We start from the raw sequence: 18,397 nt of genomic DNA, 5'->3' as shown, positions 1-18,397 counted from the left end.
ATTATTTGTCGACGCCGGAGGCGGCGTATTTGTCGAATACGCGGCACACCTGCGGCGCGAAATATTTGCCGATTTCGCTCAATGTAATTCTGCCCGGAGACATTTCAAGAAGTCCGTCCGAAGCGAATCCGCCAAGTTCGGCGAGTTCCTTTGCGAAGTATCTTGCGAAATCAACGCCCGAATTTTTTTCTTCCTCGGCGATATCGATATAAAAATATGTCCGCAGATTTTTTATTACGTTTCTTCTGATTTTATCGTCGGCGTTAAGACGGAATCCTCTGAACTTGGGAAATTTCGACAACCTTAACTCCGACTCGTATTTTTCCTGCTCATAAACGTTTTGAAAATAATAATCGCCGACGGCGCTGTAACTGTGGCGTCCCACGCCCAGCATATCCGCGCTGCGCCCGCTCGTGGCGCCCAGAGAATTATAAGTGGCGCGGCCCGCGGCGACGGCCATAGCCACGGCGTCGTGGGCTTTTGCGAAATGCTCAAAGCCGGTGCGAACGTATCCGGCGTCCTCAATGACTTCGATCGCGGCGGCGAAAAGTTTTCTCTTTGTGAAAAAATCCGGAATATCTTCGACTTTCATCATCAACTGATGTTTCGCGTTCTTCGGCGCGTAGTGCATAAAAGCGAACGATATTCTGTCCGGCGAAAGTTCGACCACTTTTTTCATCGTGACGACTATGCCGGCTTCCGTTTGGCCGGGCAGCCCGCAAAGCACATCGAAGTTAATACTTTCAAGTTTTGCCCTGACGTCGGGCGTCAGGAGTTTTTCTATAAGTCCGGGCGGCTGGATTCTGTTGACCGCTCTTTGAACGGCGGGGTCGAAATCCTGTATGCCGAACGACATTCTGTTGACGCCTCTGGATATGTAGAAGCTCATTCTTTCGGGCGGCACGCGGCGCGGGTCGACTTCTATGTTGAAATCCGCGATATTTTCCGGCGGGGCCAGCGGCCTTATGCGCTCCAGCAGCCCCTCGAAATCTTTTTCTTCCAGCATCGTCGGCGAACCGCCGCCCACATAGATTTCGCGGATACCCGGAGCGAGACCGCAATCCGATATGAAATCCGAAAGCAATTTTAATTCCGGATAGAGCGAATCCGTAAGGTATCTGCGGATGCGACCGTGGTCGGAAGTGACATCGGCGTGGCAAATGCAGAAAGAACATTTTTGCGGGCAAAATGGTATGTGGACGTAAAGCGCCGTCGAGGCGCCGCCTCCGCGCGGGAAGCTTTCGACCAGAGCGCCGCGAAAAGCCGCGTCGCCGAAATCATTCGACCAGAAACTCTTGTGCGGATACTCGATATAGTCGAACGCGTAAACGCCGTATTTGTTTATAACGGCGGGATCGAGAGACGAGAGTTTATTGGTCATTTCTTGGCTCTTGCGGCCAACAGCGCGTCGCAACGTTTTCTAAAATCGCGCAGTTCATCGACGGTCAACCCGTAGGGCTTAATGAAAAATCTGTCGAAATTCGTGATGAACAACGCATCGGAACGGTACATCGCCGTGGTATCTACGTCGATGAGCAGATTGTCTCTTACGGCCTGCTCGAACACCCTCGTGCCCGGAAAAGGCACCAGATTGTGTATGTATACCCTGTCAGCGTCGATTTCTTTTATCATTTCGTACGTCTCGTCCAACGATTGGCGGGTCTCTTCGGGCATACCTATCACGAAGAAAACTCTGACGTAGAGATGCTTATGTTTGCCGGTCAGGCGGATTATTTCGAATATTTTTTCGTGGCTGAGATTTTTTTTCATTACTTCGTTGCGGATATAATCGGATCCGCTCTCTATCGCCAGCGAAATCCTGGTAAGGCCGGCCGAGACCATCGCGTTCAGCAGTTCTTCGTCGAGGGAGTTTATCGCCAGCCCGTTGGGCGTCTCAAATTCGATGTCCATTCCGCGGGAAAGTATCTGACGGCAAATCTCCATCATGTGCGATTTTTTGAACGTCATATTGTCGTCCATAAAAGAGAAATGTCTGTGATCGTATTTTTTGTAGAGATATTCTATTTCGTCGACCACATTCGCCGGAGTGCGCGCTCTCCAGCGGGGTCCCATGGCCTTGTACATGGAGCAGAAGGGACACCTGTTTGGACAACTCCTGCTCGTTATTATCGGCAGAGAAGTTTTTATGGGCAGATTTTTGGGATTGAGCCAGGCCGAAGTGTCGACGTAATAGTCCCTGATGTCGATAAGGTCGTAAGCCGGAAACGCAAGGGCGTCAAGATCGTCGATAAAACGTGTCTTGGGATTTACCGCGCCGCGGCCGTCTTTGCGATAAGCGCATCCGTCGATTTTTTCTATGTCGCCGGGCCGGCCGGCTTTCAGGGCGTTTACCAAATCCCTGAAACTTTCCTCCCCCTCCCCCAGAATCAGATAGTCAATCGAAGGACATTCGGATATTATTTCCTCCGGATAGATGGTCGGATGTATGCCGCCCGCGACGACGGGCGCGGAGGGAAAGCGGAGTTTTATCGTCTCGGAAAACGCCAGCACGTCCGGAAACTGCCCCGAATAAAGACAACCCATTCCGAATATATCCGGCTTGAAAGACGAGGCGCGTTCGATTATGATATTGCCATAATGCTTTCTGAACTCGTCGGAATTTTGCGGCTCGCCGTTCTTCTGAAACGTCCTGAGGTCAAGTATCGCGACTTCGTCTCCGTTCTTGATAAGAGACGATGCCAAATACATAAGCCCCGACGGAGGATAGAACTCCCTGTTATAGTAGCTCAGCGGAACCGGAGGATGGATAAGAAGTATTTTCATTAATTTATATTTACCGGCGGATAGCCGTCTGTCGTCTATCTTCGCGCAAGGCCGGCTTCAACCAGACGTCTCTGCAGCTCAACATAATTCGCCGTGATTTTTTCGGCGCTCATGCCTTTGCCCCATGGTGTAGTTTCGTCGTATTCAAACGTCAGTGTGGGTTTTTCGTCCTCGTATCTTCCGAACAGATGCATTGTCCTGTCCCAGTCGGTGGTTACGCACTTAAATCCGAACTCCGACGGGTTTTCGTACATCCTTGTGCCGGGCCGTACCGTCAAAAGACACATATACACCAGATCCGGCGAAGTTTCTTTGATGAAATTCCACGTGCGATCCACAATATCATCGGGCTCGCCCGGAAGCCCCATTATCATATAAACCCTGGTCTCGATTCCGTTTTCTTTGAGCAGGCGTATGGACTCCATTGTTTTTTTTATGTTTATTTTTTTGTTTATTCTGTCGAGAGAATCCTGCCACACGCTTTCTATGCCCAGACACATTATAACGCATCCCGCGGCGCGCAAGGCGCGGGCGATTTCGGGCGTTACTCCGTCGACGCGGCACTGGGCTTTCCATTTTATACCCGTGCGGCCTATGGCTTCGATATAGGGCAATGCCTTGCCGGGCGCGGTCGGAAACGAAAGTTCGTCGAGCAAACTGATACCGCCTATTGCGTACTCCCTCTTAAGATATTCGATTTCTTCGGCCACAAGTTCGGGTTTTTTGAACCTTATGCCGGGGCTGTATTTTTTCAGCGCGGGCATGGCGCAAAAATAACAGTTATACGGACAACCGCGGCTGAATATAACGGTCGTCGTTAACAGTTCATCGAGCGAACGGTCGTCTTTAAGCGTAAGCAGACCCTTCCTTGCCACCGCCGACTCCGGAAGGAAATGTCTCTTCGGGTACGGATAAAGATTAATGTCCACGGGGATTTCCTGCGCATATTTTTTCTTCAGCGTCGACGACATTACGTCCCGCGCCGCTTTCACGACCGTATCTTCGCCGTCCCCGATTATGAGCGAATCGAATATTTTAAGACACTCTTCCTGAAAGACCGCCGCGTGAGGTCCGCCGGCGATATGTTTGGCCGACGGATACCGGCCGCGCAGCGCGGAGACAATGCTTTTTTGCTCCCGGAAATCAAGCGTGTAAACCGAATGAAGATAAATATCGCATTCGGGTATATGATACAGCGCGAACTTTTTATCTATGCCCCGAAGGTCTATCAGAGATGCTTTTACCGACGACCCCAGTTCCTTCTGTAAAACCGTAAGAATCTGAAAATGAGTGTGCGGGTCGCCGCGAAAAGGGTCGTGCAGATAATCGCTGCTGGGAAATATAAATCCTATTTTCAGCATATATTCCGGCCTTTCTTTGAAACTGTTCCGCCGAGCGCGCCGGCAAGAACCAGCGCGGTTATGGTTCCCATGGACATTTTCGCGCGGCCTCCGCGAAGCGCGGCAAGAATTTCGTCAGGACGCATAAATATCACCTGCGCAACTTCCAGATCGCCCGAACAGGGACGCGCGACGGGCTCCGCGCCGTCGGCGAAGAAAAAATAAACCCTTCCGCAGCCCTGGTTGGTGTGCGGGACTATGCTTCCCATCGACGTCCAGCGTCGGGACGTGTAACCCGTCTCTTCCATTAATTCACGCTCGGCCGCCCGACGGGGCGGCTCTCCCGGCGCAACCTGTCCGGCCGGAAGCACGGTCCCGCTTTGTCTGAAACCGTGCAAGTACTGCTTTAAAAAAATAATTTTGCCGGCTTTGGTGCGCGCCACTATCACGGCGGCTTCGGGAAACTTTACCTGATAATAATCGTCCACGACCCTTCCGTCGGGCAGGCGGACTTTCTGCACAAAGACCGATACGCGGGCATCGGGCGTTTCAAAAAGCTTTTTTTCCGAAAGAATTTTCCACGCGGCGCCGGCCGGCGGCGGCTTGCGCCCCGCGCGTTTTATACGCCTGTTTGAAAGTTTTGCGATAGTCATTTTCCGAACTTTTTTTTGTGCCATGCCAGAGTTTTTTTAATGCCTTCGTCGAGAGAAACTTTGGGATGCCATCCCAGCATACCGCGCGCCTTCGATGTGTCGAGGCACAGATTCGTTTTTATGGCGGGCTTGCTCAAATCGTGCGTAACGCCGATTTTCTTTCCCGAATGAGCGATGATTTCAGAAACAATCTCTTTAACGCTGACGGCTTTCGAGCCGCCGGCGTTGAAAATCTCGAATTTCGATTCCTGTTTTTCCAGCGCGGCTTCCACGAACGAAACGATGTCCGAAACGTAGAGAAGGTCGCGGGCTTCGGAACCGTCGCCCCACACCGCAATGTTCCCGCCGTCGGGCGCGGCCATTACTTTGGTCACCGTGGCGCCGAAAACGTGCGAACGATCCAAATCGTACTTATCGTGGGGCCCGTAAATATTAGAATGTCTTATTACGGTGTAGCGCGTATCGCTTATGCCCGCGTAAAACTCGCACATCTTTTCATTGTAAAGTTTCATCCACGCCCCGCCGAAATAAGCGGGATAAATCGGCCGCGAAGGGTCGTAATCCGTTTCCTTGAGCGGCGTGTCGCTCGAATGATACATTACGGTGCAGCTGAAGAAAACCACTCGCGGGATTTTGCGCTCGAACACCTCGCGGAATATCAGCGCGTTCATAACCGTGTTGTCCGTGACATGATAATACGGTTTACCGACGATATCTTTGGCTCCCGACGTCGTGGCGGCCGCCTGTATCACTATGTCGACGCCGTCCATAACGCGGGCGACGTCGTTTTTATCGGTCAGGTCGGCTTTCACTTTTTCTATGCGGGAGTCGTCGGGTGGTGGAGATTTCAAATATGTGCCCCGCACTTCGTATTTGTCGCCGAGGGACGCAAAATACTCGGCGACGTTTCTTCCTATGAATCCGGAAGCGCCGCAAACAAGAATCTTTTTTTTCATTTTGTCCACGAATCCTTGTTGTCCGCCCACCACGCGGCGGTGTTTTTGATCCCTTCTTCCACACTGAACGCCGGACGCCAGGACGTCATTCGGCTGATTTTGGAAATATCCAGCGCTCTGAACTTGGTGACCGAAGGTTTGCCCGTATCGTAGTGTATTTTTGACGGTTTATGGCCGGTGTGCTTCAGGGCGAAATTTACTACGTCTCCGACGGTAGTTTTAACGCCCGAACCGACGTTAAACACATCGAACTTGATATCGTCTTTTTTAAGAAGCTCGGTCACGGCGCCGGCAAAATCCGCCGAGTATATTACGTCTCTTGTAACGTCCGGAGAGCCCCACACCTCGAAAGGGTCCATTTTTGAGGCGGCTTTTCTTATTATGGCCGGAATAAAATACGACGATTCCGGATTAAAACTCGAATACGGCCCGAAGATATTTGCCGCGCGGATATTTATTACTTCGATTCCCGACCGGCGATGCCAGAACAGACCGAGTTTCTCGATAAATCTGGAAACCCACGCCACGCCGAAATGCGACGGGTGCGGATCCGTGTTCATATCGAGTTGCTCCTCGCTTATGTAACCTTCGGACTCCTGATAGACGGTAGCCGTGCCTATGTAGACCGCGCGTTTGACACCCTCCCTGAAAAACGCCTCGAACAGCATGGTGTTCATAACCGTGTTATCCTCGACGAAATCCTGCGGCGTGCTGCTCATAACTTTGGAGCCGCCCGAGTGGGAGGCGGCCATAACGGCGCAATCGCAGCCGGAGGCGGCGCGTCGGCAGTCGTCGAGAACCCTGAGGTCGGCGGGCGTGTATTCCACACGGTCGTCTTTTATAAACGGCTCGGTCTTTCTGCAAGACGCGCGCACGACGGCCGACGGAAAAGTATCCAGAATATGGCGGATTACGGCCGAACCGACGGAGCCGGTCGCGCCCGCCACGAAAATTTTCTTGCCGTCGAGATTCATGTTTGTTTTCCTTTTTTAAATTCGTTCGGGCCGGATAGTATATGCCGGAGTTTTCGCACGTCGTCTATGAGAGCGTCGGCGCCCGACAAATACCGTCCGGCAAGAGTCGAAGTCACCGCCACGCAAAACATTCCGGCACGCTTCGCGGACTCTATGCCCAGCGGAGCGTTTTCCACGGCGATACACCGCGATGGTTTTACCGAAAGTATTTTGGCGGCTGCCAGATAAGGATCCGGATGCGGTTTGCACTTTTTGACATCGTCGGCGGTTACTATCGCGCCGAAGAGCGCCGCGTTTTTTCCGAGAGCGCGCGCTATCCGGGTCGCGCCGCCGCCCGTGACAAGTCCGAGCTTATAGCCGGACTTTTTAATCTCGCCGGCGAGCCGCAAAGCGCCGGGATACATCGATATATTTTTACCCGACAAAGCATAAAGTTTTTCTTTAAGACGCGCCAGACCGTCGATGCCGGATAAGGCCGAGCGGTGAAGTTTAAGAAAATGCTCCGCAATCGCGCGAACGCTCATTCCTTCCAAAAGCAGATATTCGGTTCTTCCCAGCCGTATGCCGCGCGACGCCATAGCGCCCTTCCACGCCCTGTAATTATCCGACATGGTGCGCCCTATAACTCCGTCGAAATCGAAAAGAACCGCGTCGTATCTTTTTTGTATCGTCTTCATAACTTGAGTCAATTGAAAAACCCTTATCACGTCATTCCCGCGAAAGCGGGAATCCAGAGTTTCCGTCGTAGTGTGGATTCGTCCCCGAATGTCTTTATCGGGGATAAAAACATTCGGGAATGACATACGGGGGAAAAGATGGTTTTTCAATTGACACAACTTTTAAAGAGACAGTTTGCCGGCGCTCCAGATTTGAAAGCTTCTTTTTTTCAGCAGCTCTGAACGCGTTTTTTTGCCCGAAGCCACGGATATAGTCATATCCAACAACTCCGCGGCCAGCGCGTCCGGCGATATTTTTCCGCCGGCAAGACGTCCCGCGTCGAAATCCATATCGCCGCGAAGGTTCCGGAAGACCTCGGTGCGGGAAGTAATTCTTATCGACGGAACGGTTATATGTCCCTCCGTGGCTCCCATCCCCGTCGAAAAAAGGAAAATGTTGGCGCCGGAAGCCGCCATACCGGTGAGCGATTCGAGATCGTTTCCCGGACCGGTCATAATATTGAGACCTTTTTTCTTTATGCGCTCCGCGTAATCAAGGCAATCGCGCACCGTCGACGATCCGCCTTTTTGCACCGCTCCCAAACTTTTCACCGACGGATTTATCAGCCCGCCGGCTATATTGCCCGGCACAAAATTTCCCGAAAGCGACACGCCCAGTTTCCGCGCCAGCGAAGTGTAATATTCCATTCCGCCGACGAACTTGCGCACTACGGCGGCGGAAGCCATACGGCTCATAAGATATTTTTCCGCTCCTATCATCTCCGGCGTTTCAGATAGAATAGCCGAACCGCCGCGACTTATTATCCCGTCGACGGCCTTGCCTATGAGCGGGTTGGCCGTCACGCCCGAAAAAGCGTCAGACGCGCCGCATTCGGTTCCCGCGACCAGATACGAAAGCGGCAATTGTGTCCTGCGCGCCGCCGAGATATGTCCGACACGTTTGCGGACGATCTTTAATCCCGCCGCGACGGCCCCCGAAGTTCCGCCGAGTCGCTGCACGCTTAAAAAATCCACGGGTTTTCCGTGACCGATAAGCGACCGCCAGAAACCGCGATAATCCTTGAAGTTCGTTTTTTCGCAGCCAAGCTCCACTATCAGAACGCCGCCCACATTCGGGTGAAGCGCCGTATTTTTAAGCGTGGATAGCAGCCGCTCTATGATGATTCCGTCGCTTGAGCCGCAGCCCTCGGTGTGAGCGGCTGCGACAACACCGTCGAGGCGCGCCGCGCCCGATGTCCTTTCGTCGGCGGCGAGCGCTATTCTGGATGCGACGTCGGCCGCGCACATAGACGCGGGAATCACCAGATAGTAGTTTCTTGTGCCCGCCGCGCCGCCGGGCCTCTTGTAACCTTCAAACGAAAGCGGCGACGGCCTTGCCGCCCGCGGCGCAGTTTTATGACGTCGGCCCGCCAAAGCGCCGATGGCTCGCGCGGCTTCCTTTTTGATGTCCGCGTCCGACGACAGGACGTCGCCGGCGGCAACTACTTCGCCGGCCTTTATGCCCGACGACACGCCGAACGGGTACCCGTACTGCGTAACGGCTTCGCGGCGGCCGATGTCGGACAGCGCGAATACCGCGCCCGACGGAACGCGGCGCCGCGCGGAAAAACATCGGGAGCCGAAGGACATAGCCGTCCCCGCCGGAATATCCTTTCCGGCTACGGCGACATTGTCCGACGGCGACATTATAAAAGCGTAATTTTCCGCCGGCGCGGGCGCGGTTTTTTTCACAGTTGTCTGTCCCGTGTGGAGGTCTTAAGAATTACAGTGCGCCCCGTAACGCTCATATTTCCCGCGTTAAAAAGAACGTCGGCCTTCTGGGTTCCGCCGGACGCCAAAAGCGTCTTGCCGTCGGCGCCGACAATATTGCCGCGGCAGGAAGTGTAGAGACAGCCGAGGTCGTCTATCTTGAAATGGTCCTGAAAATCTTTCGCATCGGCAAATACTTCAAACTCGGCGGTAAATCTGTCGTCGGCATGGGCGAAACGTTTTTGCGGCGGCGTATCTTCAAAATGAAAATAACCGTATTCCCTAAGACGCTCCGGCGACGAAGCGGCCTCGCTCTCGTATCCCAATTCGGCCCGTCCGTAGCGGTCTTCAAGACGCACAAGGTCGGTCTTGAGCGGCGGAGATTCTATCTCAAACATACACAATCCGTCGTCCGAAAGAACTTTGGTAAAGTGGAATACGCCTTTCTCTATTATTATGGCGTCGCCGCCTTTGAGGTAATTTCTCGACTCAAAAGTGCTGCTCATGGCTTTACCGGAAAGAATTATCAGCGATGTGTTTTTGCCGGGATGGCAGTGCATCGACGTGGAATGCCCTTTTTTAAGATGCAGAAACCATACCGATGTCTCCTCGTTTTCAAAAACCAGAAATTCGTGGCCCCACGGCTTTATGACTATCTTGTTCCTGAAATCCTGTTCAACGGCTTCCGACGACGGAATCCCGCGCCCCTTTTGGATTTTTTTAAGCGCCTGCGAATCTTTTCGGTTAAGGGAAATATTGCACACTATGCTGACGCGGGCTTCTTTTCTGCTCATTTCCCCGACGAAAGAATCGTAAGTCGCCGCAAGGCCGGCTTCCAGCGAAGCGCCGGCTTTCCATCCGAGATCCGTAATCTTTGATACATCCAAAAGTTTCCTGACCGCCCCTTCCGGCTTGGTTTTGTCAAAAACAATTCTGCCGCCGTATCCCACGGCTTTTTTTATCGCCTCGGCCACTTGGGCAATGGTATAACCGCTTCCCGTGCCTACATTAAAAAAATCAGGAGCGCCGCTTTCCTTCATAATAAATATCGCCGCGTCGGCCAGATCGTCGGAATACAGAAAATCTCTCTGAGCGCCGCCGGCGCCCCAAATGACAACTTCGTCCGAGGAGGACGCTTTCGCCTCGTAGAATTTCTTTAACAGAGAGGGAACCACCTGCGCGTTAAGAGAGTCGTAGCGTTGATGCGGTCCATAGACATTGGGGGCGATCGCCACCGTAAAATCCGTTCCGTATTGACGGTTGTACGACTCGCACATTTGGGCGCCGGCGAGTTTCGCCACCGCGAACGGCTCGCAGGTCGGTTCAAGCGGCCCGCCGAAAAGATACTCCTCTTTGGCCGGCTGGGGGCAGTTTTTGGGATACATATCCGCGGAGCTGAAAAACAGGAGTTTTGACGTTTCGTGCACGAACGCCTGATGAATTACGTTGCTTTGTATCATCAGATTTTCGTAAATGAAATCGGCGCGATAGGTGTCGTTTGCGTAAACACCCCCGACCTTGGCCGCGGCCAAAAATACGTACTTCGGCCGTTCTCTGTCGAAAAACGCGCGGACGTGGTTCTGGTCGCACAGGTCGAGTTCCGCGCGGGAACGCGTGATGACATCGGTGAAGCCGGCGGCCGCCAGACGGCGGCATACCGCCGAACCGACAAGGCCGTTGTGTCCGGCCACGTATATTTTGTCGCTCTTGTTCATAGTCCGAATTTTTTCAGCGTCTCGCGCATCCAGTCGCCGTTATATTGATAGTGCGGAGACGAAACGATATTGCCGTCGACGACAACAGGAGCGTCGACATATTCGGCGCCGGCGTTGACGACATCGTCCTTGATTCCGATGTATGCCGATATTTTTTTTCCTTTAACCACACCCGCCGAAATTAAAACCCACGGGCCGTGGCAAATGGTGGAAATCACTTTGCCCTTGGCGTTCATAGCGCGCACAAAGTCCAGGACTTCCCTGACCTGTCTTACCCTGTCGGGAGCTTCGTGCCCGCCGGGTATTACCACAAGATCGTAGTCGGACTCGCGCAGGTCTTTTGTGTCGACCGTGGGCTTGCAGGGCAGTCCGTATTTGCCTTTGACGGTTTCTTTTCCCTTTATCGCCACATCGACGGAAAAACCCGCCTCCCGCAGACGATAATAGGGGTATATGAATTCCTCGTCCTGAAAGTTCTGCGCTGTGATTATCACGGCTTTTTTCATATCCGCCTCCGAAATATTTTTGATGGTCCCGACCGCGTCCCGCGAATCTTAGACGGACACGCTTTGCCGCGGGCCGATATTTTATCCGAGCATCGCATGAACCGCCCCGACGATGGCTTCAGCGTCGGGCGCCGGGTTGCGCAGCGGCTCGCAAAGACATTTTGTCTTGTCGCGAAGTCCCAGCGCGTTTACCCGCGCGCCGGTTTTTTGCGTCAACTCGTATGCTATGCTCCTGGCGGCGCCCGCTATTTCATAACCGGGGTCTATCACCAGACCGGCGGAACCCGCATCCAGAGGCGCCGTCAGCCGTTTGTCGACGGTAAACGGTTTCAGCCGCACTATGTGCGCCACGTTGCAGGGTATGCCCTGTTTTTGCAGCTCCGAGGCGGCGCGAACAGCCGCGAATCTGGCCGCAGACACCGGATACAATGTTACGCGGGCGCCGTCGACGAAAATATCGGGCATTTCCCCGGTGTTGGAATAGCTTAAACGGTGCTCGCTGCAAATAAAAGGGTCGTCGTGGCTCATAAAATCCCGCCAGGCATCCTCATATTCAAGAGGCGTCATGGGCGAGCAAACTCGAAATCCCGGAAAATGCATAAAGATGGAATGCAGCACTCCGGAATGAACCGGACCGAAGCCCTCGGCGGCGCTGGCTCTGACAAAAATCGGCGCGGAACGTCCGTGAAGTTCCTTGTACTTTGCGGCGAAAAATATCAGCGGGCTGGAATTAAGCATAAGAAAATCCTGGAATCTGATCACCAGTATCGGCCTGCGTCCGACGAGAGCCGCGCCCACGGCTATTCCGGCGCCGGCCACGTCGGTCATGGGCAGTTCGACGATTCCTTTTTTGGCGTCGGGGACAGTTCCGTTGACCCAGCCCACGGCGGTAATGCACTCGCCCAGAAGCATTCCGTTATCCTGCTCAAGGTGCCGGCGGGTTATTCTTTTGATAGTTTCGGCTACGGTCATTTTTTCCATAATTCCGTCATAAACGCCCGGACTTCGTTCTCAATCTTGGCCGCTTCGTTACCCAGACCCAGCGCCAAAAGCTCTTCTTTAACAAGCGCGAATCTGTCCCACGCGGGCGGGCCGTCTATTCCGGCGCCCACGTGCCATCGGGCGCGGCAGGTATAGATATTCATAAAGGCCGGCAGATTTTTTTTAAGCCCGGCGACCTTGGCGGCCACGCTCCACGGGTCGTCGGCAATGTCCACGGCGGGCATATAAAGAGCGGCGGCCACTTTGGTAATACTCCACGACCGCCGGTCGCGGATTTCCGTCAATATCGATAAATTGTTGTCCTCGCATACGAAAAGCACGGGCAATTTGTGCGTTACCGCAAATCCCATAGCGGCAAAAACATAATCCTCTTCGGCGGCGCCGTCGCCGAAAAAACAAACCGCCGGTTTTCCACTCCCCAGAGACGCTCCCACCGCCAGAGGAACGTTTTCGCCTATCAGCCCGTGATGCCCGAACATCTCCAATCCTCCGGAGTGACACTGAACGCAGTTGGAACCGGCGCGGCCTCCGCTGGTGCCCGTGGGCAATCCCATAAGCTCGTCGCGAAGTTTGGCGGGATCTCCGCCGAAAGCAAGGTACGCGGCGTGACAGCGATGCTGCGCGAATATCATAAATCCGCCGATTTCTTCGGCGAGCGCGGCCGGTATCGACTCCTGCCCCATTGACAAATACACGGGGTAATCAACGGTTTCATCCGCCACCGCGTCAATAATGCCGGTTTCAAAATATCTGCTCAGGCACATACGCCTGAATATGGCCAGAGAGCGTTCTTTGGAAGCCGCGCGAACCGCGTCGGGAATGATGCCGTAGTCGGGTTTTCTCATTTATTTATTTGCCGCGAAACGATTTTGCCCTTAATTTGAGACCGTTGAAAAACCCCGCTATTTGTCATTCTGACCCCCGACCTGTCGGGGGGAAGAATCTCGCCTTCCGACGACAAGCGAGACCCTTCGCTTCGCTCAGGGTGACATTTTGACGACTTTTTCAATGGTCTCAATTTATATACGGCCACGGAAAAATCCGCGGGGGTTATTTTGTCGACAAAAACAAACGGGCCGATTTTCCCGCTCAAGCCGAATTTGGCCGTCTCGTCGTAAAACTCGGAAAAATCCTTCCACTTGATTTCAAGAAAATCCGGCGGCTTCCCCATAATAAAATACTCCGGCAACACGCGGACGGATTTTATACTCTCGACCCTTTCAAACCCGGAGATTATTTTGTAGTCGGCGAAACGAAACGGCGGAGTGGAATCGACGTGAGGGGCGTACTTCATTACCCCCACCAAACTGCCGGGGGGCACGTGTGTGTTAATCCATCGGCCGGCGGCCAGGGCGGAGGCGCCGTCGCCCGACGCTCTGATATATTTTACCGCATGAAAAGTCCTCAGCGACTGCGCCCACAAAACACCGGCGCCTATGACCGCCAGAGCGGAGGCGCGGACAACGACGGGGCGGATGCGCAGTGTGTCGGAAAAAGCCGAGGCGGCAACGGCGGACAACACGGCCAGGAGCGGAAGATGATAACGCATATACGCCGACGCTTCCCCCTGTCCGCCCGAAGAAACCGCCAAAAATAAAAGTGATGCCGCGGAAAAATACGACAACAGCCGGTCGACCGTTTCTTTTTTATAAACAAGCGCGTACAAGAGCGCCGCCAAAACCGCCGCGGCCAGAGGAGCGCCAAAGGCCGCGCGGAACGGCACCGTGAATAATACCCACGGCCTGAAAATGAAATGATGAAAACTCGCCGTCCATCTGAGTTCATCCATATAATCCGCGAACGAAAATATTACGTACGGGTTGGTCAGCGTAAAAACCACGGCGGATACCGCCAACACCTGCGCGGATCTTTTGACCGCTTCCGCCGCCGCGAAGGCGGCGCCGCGGGCGTGATATTTCGCCAGAATTACGGCAGGCAGAAAGGCCAGATATATCCAGGAATTTATCGTTGTTCCCGCGGCCATGCCAAGAGCGGCGCCTGCGGCCCAAAAATACTTTTTATCGTCGGAGCGCAGCAGTTTTTGCATCCAGTAAACGCTCAACATCGCCCAGAAGGCGGCGTATATGTGCGGCTTCATCGTATTGGATTCCGCAAGCAGCATTGGAGAAGAAGCGAAAATCAAAGCCGCGAAGAAGCCGACGCGGGGGCCGTAAAAATCCCGCGCAAAAAGATACGCCGTCCAGACGAGCAGCGCGCCGAACACCAGCGAAAAAAGTCGTCCGAGCAGATAAAAACGTCCCATGTCGTCGGGCGAGGCGTGATAGAAAGTTATGTCCGGATTGATTTTCAGGTAACCCGCGGCGCCTACGACGCCGAACCATCCGGCCAAAGGATAGAGATAACTTCCGCCGTAGCGGTAAAAATGCGGGTCGAACTTAAACTTGCGGGGATTCATCTTGGATATGGCGGTGAGCATATCCTGCTCGTCGGGATGGCCGCTTCTTAAAAGATACGAATTGTACGCTCTCAAAAGCTCAAGCGGAATGTCCCGCCCTTTTGAAACCAGATGGATTGTGCCGTCTTTTTCCGGAGGAGTGGCCAAATTGACGGAAGCGTCGTAGCCGCCGCCCGACACTAACAGCCGTCCGGCGTAAGCGGGCAGATTCGGCCCGGCCTTTTCGTAAATGTCGTCGCGGACTTTCGCGAGACGCGCGTAAAAAGCCGGTGTCCTCAGATTTTCGCTCAAAGTGATTTCCGCGCGGCGACTCGACGGCAAACCCCAGCCCGCGCCCGCTACACCGACGGCAAATGTCGCGGCAACCAGAACAATCGCGTATATATCCCACTTTGAAGCGTATTTCATTTTATGCCCACTCCGGCCATTGTAAGTCCGAAATTTATCTTTGTTATTTTGTAATCGCAAAACGCCACGCCGAGTTTATGCGCAAAGGCCTCCGCCGTCAGCGGCGAAATATGGTCGGACCAGCGTCCGGTGACCAGATGATGAAGTTTAAGCGCGGCGACACATCTGATGCCATCGTAAGGAGGCGTGAATATCACCGCCTTGCCGCCGGGACGCAGCACTCTGGACATCTCCGAGAGAAGAAAATTCTGATTGGCGATATGTTCCAAAACATCGGCCGCCAGCACCGCCGAAACGCTGCCGTCGGCAAAATTCCCGAGGCCTTCTTCGAGATTCGCCTCAACCGCCCTGAGGCCTCCGGCCATGCAGGAATCAAGAAGCGCCCGGTTTTTGTCGACGCAGACGACGCCGCCGAAACTTTTGGCCAGTTCTCGCGCCATCTTCCCGGAGCCGGCGCCCAAATCGAGTATGTCTCCGACGGGCGGCGCGATGGATTTCAGCTCGCGCGCGATAAGCCGCAGTTTCCGGCGGTCGAGCCATCGGAATAAAAAGTTATAGAAATGATTCGAGTAGTAGTCGTCGAATTCCATCCGGGAGATTTTTTTCATTTGCCGGTCAGCAGCTCTTTTATCAGGTGCGCCAAAAATCTCCACGCCGAGCGTGTCGGAAGTTTGGATTCTCCCCCGCCGCGGGCGTACTCGTGGGAACCCGCTTCGGTCACCCTGAATTTATTTTTCAACGCCTTTATTACCATTTCCTGCTCGATTTCAAAACCGTTTGTCGAAAGATTCATAGCCCGCACCGCCGATGTCCTCACCGCGCGGAAGCCGTTTTCGACTTCGGTAAGCCCGGAGCCCCACCGATAGTTTATGATCATCGCGGCGATGTAACCGCCGGTATGCCTGACCATTCCGTCGACGGTCATAAAAACTTCGTCGCTGCCGCCCCTGGCGCGCGAAGCCACGACCATATCGGCCTCGCCGGACGCTATCGGAGCCGTGAGTTTCGGAATGTCCGACGGCTCGTGGCTTCCGTCGGCGTCCATGAATACTATGACGTCGCCGCCGGCAAGTTTTATCCCCAGACGCAGGGCGTCGCCCTTTCCGCGGCCTTGCTGGCGGACGACCTTTGCACCGCAGCGCTCTGCCGCCGCTATGGTGCCGTCGGTCGACGAACCGTCGATAACTATTATTTCGTCGACGAACGGGGCGGCCGCCGTCAGCGCGGCAGATATCGTCGTCTCTTCGTTTCTGGCGGGCATCACCAGTGTCGTTTTCATTATTTGGACGCTCCACGCTTTCTTGATACGGCGTCGCGGCAGGCGGCGAGCAAAAACTTTACGCTATCCTCAAACGAGCACTTCGGCCGCCATCCGGTTTTTGAGACGAACTTGCCGGTGTCAGGTATCTGTAAAGTAACGTCCGCCGGACGGAAAAGCGACGGATCGGCCTGTGTTTTTATGGGAACTTTCGCGGCCTTTTTGAGAAGGTCGAGAAATTCCCCGACTTTAATTACGGTGTCTCCGCCGATGTTATACGCTTCGCCGAAATCGCACGACTCGGCGGCGACCCAGTACGATTCCATGGCGTCTCTTACGTCGATGAGAGTGCGCACGGAATCAAGATTTCCATGATAAAGAACGTCTCTGAGCCCTGCCTCGATTTCGGCCACCTGAAGAGCGAAGGCCGTGGCAAACAAGTCGGCCCGACGGGGATTGACGTAGGCGAACATGCGCGTGCGGATTATCTTCATCCCGTAACTTCTGAAATAAGTAAAGCCCAGCAAATCCTGCGCGACTTTGGAAACGGCGTACGGGCTGGACGGATTCATCGGACAGTTCTCTTTTATGGGGACATTTTCAGGCGCGACCTGCCCGTAAACTTCCGATGTGCTGCATATCTGTATGACCGCGTCGATACCGGCCAGCCGAGCGGCTTCAAGCAGATTGGCGGTGCCCATTATGTTGTTGTCGAGCACGGAAAGGGGCGTGACGAAAGACGCTCTGACGTTGGCGTGCGAAGCAAGATGAAATATCGCATCGGGCCGGACGCTCGATAACGTGGAGAACACCGAGCTGAAATCGGCCAGATCACATTCGTGCACGACGGCCGGCGACACGGACTTATTGACATTCACCGACGGAGGGGCGCTGTGCCATCTGGCTATTCCGTGAACCTCGACGGACGGATGGTTTTGCGTTATGTAATCGGCCAGGTAACTGCCGCCGGAACCGCCGACGCCGGTGATAAGGACTTTTTTGAACTTGCGTTTCGCGTTCATACGTTGCCGTACCTCGTATTCCTGAGCATAGCGTAGCCCCTGATAAGCTCTTTTATACCGTCGTCGAGCGAGTTCGTCGGGCGAAAGCCCGTCCTTTCTATTTTTTCGTTGGAAACTATGTAATCGCGCTTGTCGACGTCTTCTCCGACGGCCGATTCAAGATACACGAAAGCCGGCAGATGTTTTTTTATGCTCGCGCAGAGTTCCAACTTTGAAAGGTTCGCTTCCGAAAGTCCGACGTTGTATGGCTGCCCCTTCATTTTTTCAAAGTTTTCAATGGCGTGCAGGAACGCCGCCGCGACGTCGCGTATGTGTATGTAGTTGCGCCTGAAATGTCCTTCAAATACCACCACAAATCTGTCGGTGTACGCGCGGTAGACGAAATCGTTGACAAGAAGATCCAGCCGCATCCTCGGCGACATTCCGAACACGGTTGCCAGACGGAAACTTATGGAGTTTTCCCTTGCCAACACCGCTTTTTCGGCATTCATCTTTACGACTCCGTAGAGCGAAACCGGATTAAGCGGTGTTTCTTCCGTGCAGAACTTGTCGGTGCCTATGCCGTATCCGCTGTTGGTGGTCGGATAAATTATGCGCTGCGACGCGGAAACCGAATCCGCGATAAGTTTTACCGCGTCAAAATTCACCGTGCGGGCGGCGGTCGTGTCGCGGTCGCACAGAGGGGCTCCGACAAGAGCCGCCAGAGGAATTACGACGTCGGCTTTTTTAAGTAGCGGCTTTACGACGGATATATCGCGGACATCGCCACGCGCCACCGAAAAATTATCGTCGGCACAGCAGGCCGCCAGCGACTCGCCCTGCAAATACGTAAAATTATCCAGCACGGCGACCTTATGTCCCGAAGCAAGAAGTTTGGGCACCAGAATCGAACCGATATATCCGGCGCCGCCCGTCACAAGAATGTTGAGTTTCATGG

General features: G+C 54.0%; 17 protein-coding genes. All 17 read right to left on the bottom strand.

What is annotated here, in order from left to right; translation table 11 throughout:
* Position 1: 1 nt before the first annotated feature.
* Entirely contained in the window at positions 2-1,381 is a 1,380-nt protein-coding gene (gene hemN / locus CVU77_00775; protein ID PKN02369.1) for an oxygen-independent coproporphyrinogen III oxidase, read from the bottom strand.
* Positions 1,378-2,784 (bottom strand): hypothetical protein, encoded by a 1,407-nt coding sequence (locus CVU77_00770; protein ID PKN02368.1) that lies wholly within the window; start codon positions 2,782-2,784, stop codon positions 1,378-1,380. The genes hemN and CVU77_00770 overlap by 4 nt, the downstream gene beginning before the upstream one ends.
* Positions 2,785-2,819: 35 nt before the next feature.
* Positions 2,820-4,145, bottom strand: coding sequence for a hypothetical protein (locus CVU77_00765; GenBank protein PKN02367.1), 1,326 nt, complete (start codon positions 4,143-4,145; stop codon positions 2,820-2,822).
* Positions 4,139-4,801 carry an NUDIX hydrolase gene (locus tag CVU77_00760; GenBank protein PKN02366.1) on the bottom strand — a complete coding sequence of 221 codons (663 nt, stop codon included), beginning with the start codon at positions 4,799-4,801 and terminating at the stop codon, positions 4,139-4,141. The genes CVU77_00765 and CVU77_00760 overlap by 7 nt, the downstream gene beginning before the upstream one ends.
* Positions 4,774-5,733, bottom strand: coding sequence for a hypothetical protein (locus tag CVU77_00755; protein ID PKN02365.1), 960 nt, complete (start codon positions 5,731-5,733; stop codon positions 4,774-4,776). The genes CVU77_00760 and CVU77_00755 overlap by 28 nt, the downstream gene beginning before the upstream one ends.
* On the bottom strand, positions 5,730-6,707 hold the full coding sequence (locus CVU77_00750) for a hypothetical protein (protein ID PKN02364.1): 978 nt from the start codon (positions 6,705-6,707) through the stop codon (positions 5,730-5,732). The genes CVU77_00755 and CVU77_00750 overlap by 4 nt, the downstream gene beginning before the upstream one ends.
* Positions 6,704-7,534, bottom strand: a complete 831-nt coding sequence (locus CVU77_00745; protein ID PKN02363.1) for a hypothetical protein — start codon at positions 7,532-7,534, stop codon at positions 6,704-6,706. Before CVU77_00745 ends, CVU77_00750 begins: the two co-directional genes overlap by 4 nt.
* Before the next feature lie 12 nt (positions 7,535-7,546).
* Complete coding sequence (locus tag CVU77_00740) at positions 7,547-9,115, bottom strand: hypothetical protein (GenBank protein ID PKN02362.1); 1,569 nt, start codon at positions 9,113-9,115, stop codon at positions 7,547-7,549.
* Entirely contained in the window at positions 9,112-10,848 is a 1,737-nt protein-coding gene (locus CVU77_00735) for a hypothetical protein (protein PKN02361.1), read from the bottom strand. Before CVU77_00735 ends, CVU77_00740 begins: the two co-directional genes overlap by 4 nt.
* Complete coding sequence (locus CVU77_00730) at positions 10,845-11,354, bottom strand: peptidase C56 (protein PKN02360.1); 510 nt, start codon at positions 11,352-11,354, stop codon at positions 10,845-10,847. Before CVU77_00730 ends, CVU77_00735 begins: the two co-directional genes overlap by 4 nt.
* An 81-nt stretch (positions 11,355-11,435) precedes the next feature.
* Positions 11,436-12,335, bottom strand: a complete 900-nt coding sequence (locus CVU77_00725; GenBank protein PKN02359.1) for a hypothetical protein — start codon at positions 12,333-12,335, stop codon at positions 11,436-11,438.
* Positions 12,323-13,201, bottom strand: a complete 879-nt coding sequence (locus CVU77_00720) for a hypothetical protein (GenBank protein PKN02358.1) — start codon at positions 13,199-13,201, stop codon at positions 12,323-12,325. Before CVU77_00720 ends, CVU77_00725 begins: the two co-directional genes overlap by 13 nt.
* A complete protein-coding gene (locus CVU77_00715; GenBank protein ID PKN02357.1) occupies positions 13,198-15,180 on the bottom strand; it encodes a hypothetical protein in 1,983 nt (660 codons plus the stop codon). The genes CVU77_00720 and CVU77_00715 overlap by 4 nt, the downstream gene beginning before the upstream one ends.
* The gene (locus CVU77_00710; GenBank protein ID PKN02356.1) at positions 15,177-15,788 is read right to left on the bottom strand and encodes a hypothetical protein; all 612 of its coding nucleotides are present in this window, start codon (positions 15,786-15,788) and stop codon (positions 15,177-15,179) included. The genes CVU77_00715 and CVU77_00710 overlap by 4 nt, the downstream gene beginning before the upstream one ends.
* Positions 15,785-16,459, bottom strand: coding sequence for a hypothetical protein (locus CVU77_00705; GenBank protein PKN02355.1), 675 nt, complete (start codon positions 16,457-16,459; stop codon positions 15,785-15,787). Before CVU77_00705 ends, CVU77_00710 begins: the two co-directional genes overlap by 4 nt.
* Positions 16,459-17,460, bottom strand: a complete 1,002-nt coding sequence (locus CVU77_00700) for a GDP-mannose 4,6-dehydratase (GenBank protein ID PKN02354.1) — start codon at positions 17,458-17,460, stop codon at positions 16,459-16,461. Before CVU77_00700 ends, CVU77_00705 begins: the two co-directional genes overlap by 1 nt.
* Complete coding sequence (locus CVU77_00695) at positions 17,457-18,395, bottom strand: hypothetical protein (protein ID PKN02353.1); 939 nt, start codon at positions 18,393-18,395, stop codon at positions 17,457-17,459. Before CVU77_00695 ends, CVU77_00700 begins: the two co-directional genes overlap by 4 nt.
* Positions 18,396-18,397 lie beyond the last annotated feature (2 nt).

It is taken from the genome of Elusimicrobia bacterium HGW-Elusimicrobia-1, from assembly GCA_002841695.1.
Lineage (GTDB): Bacteria > Elusimicrobiota > Endomicrobiia > PHAN01 > PHAN01 > PHAN01.
This window is presented reverse-complemented; position numbering and strand designations above follow the sequence as displayed.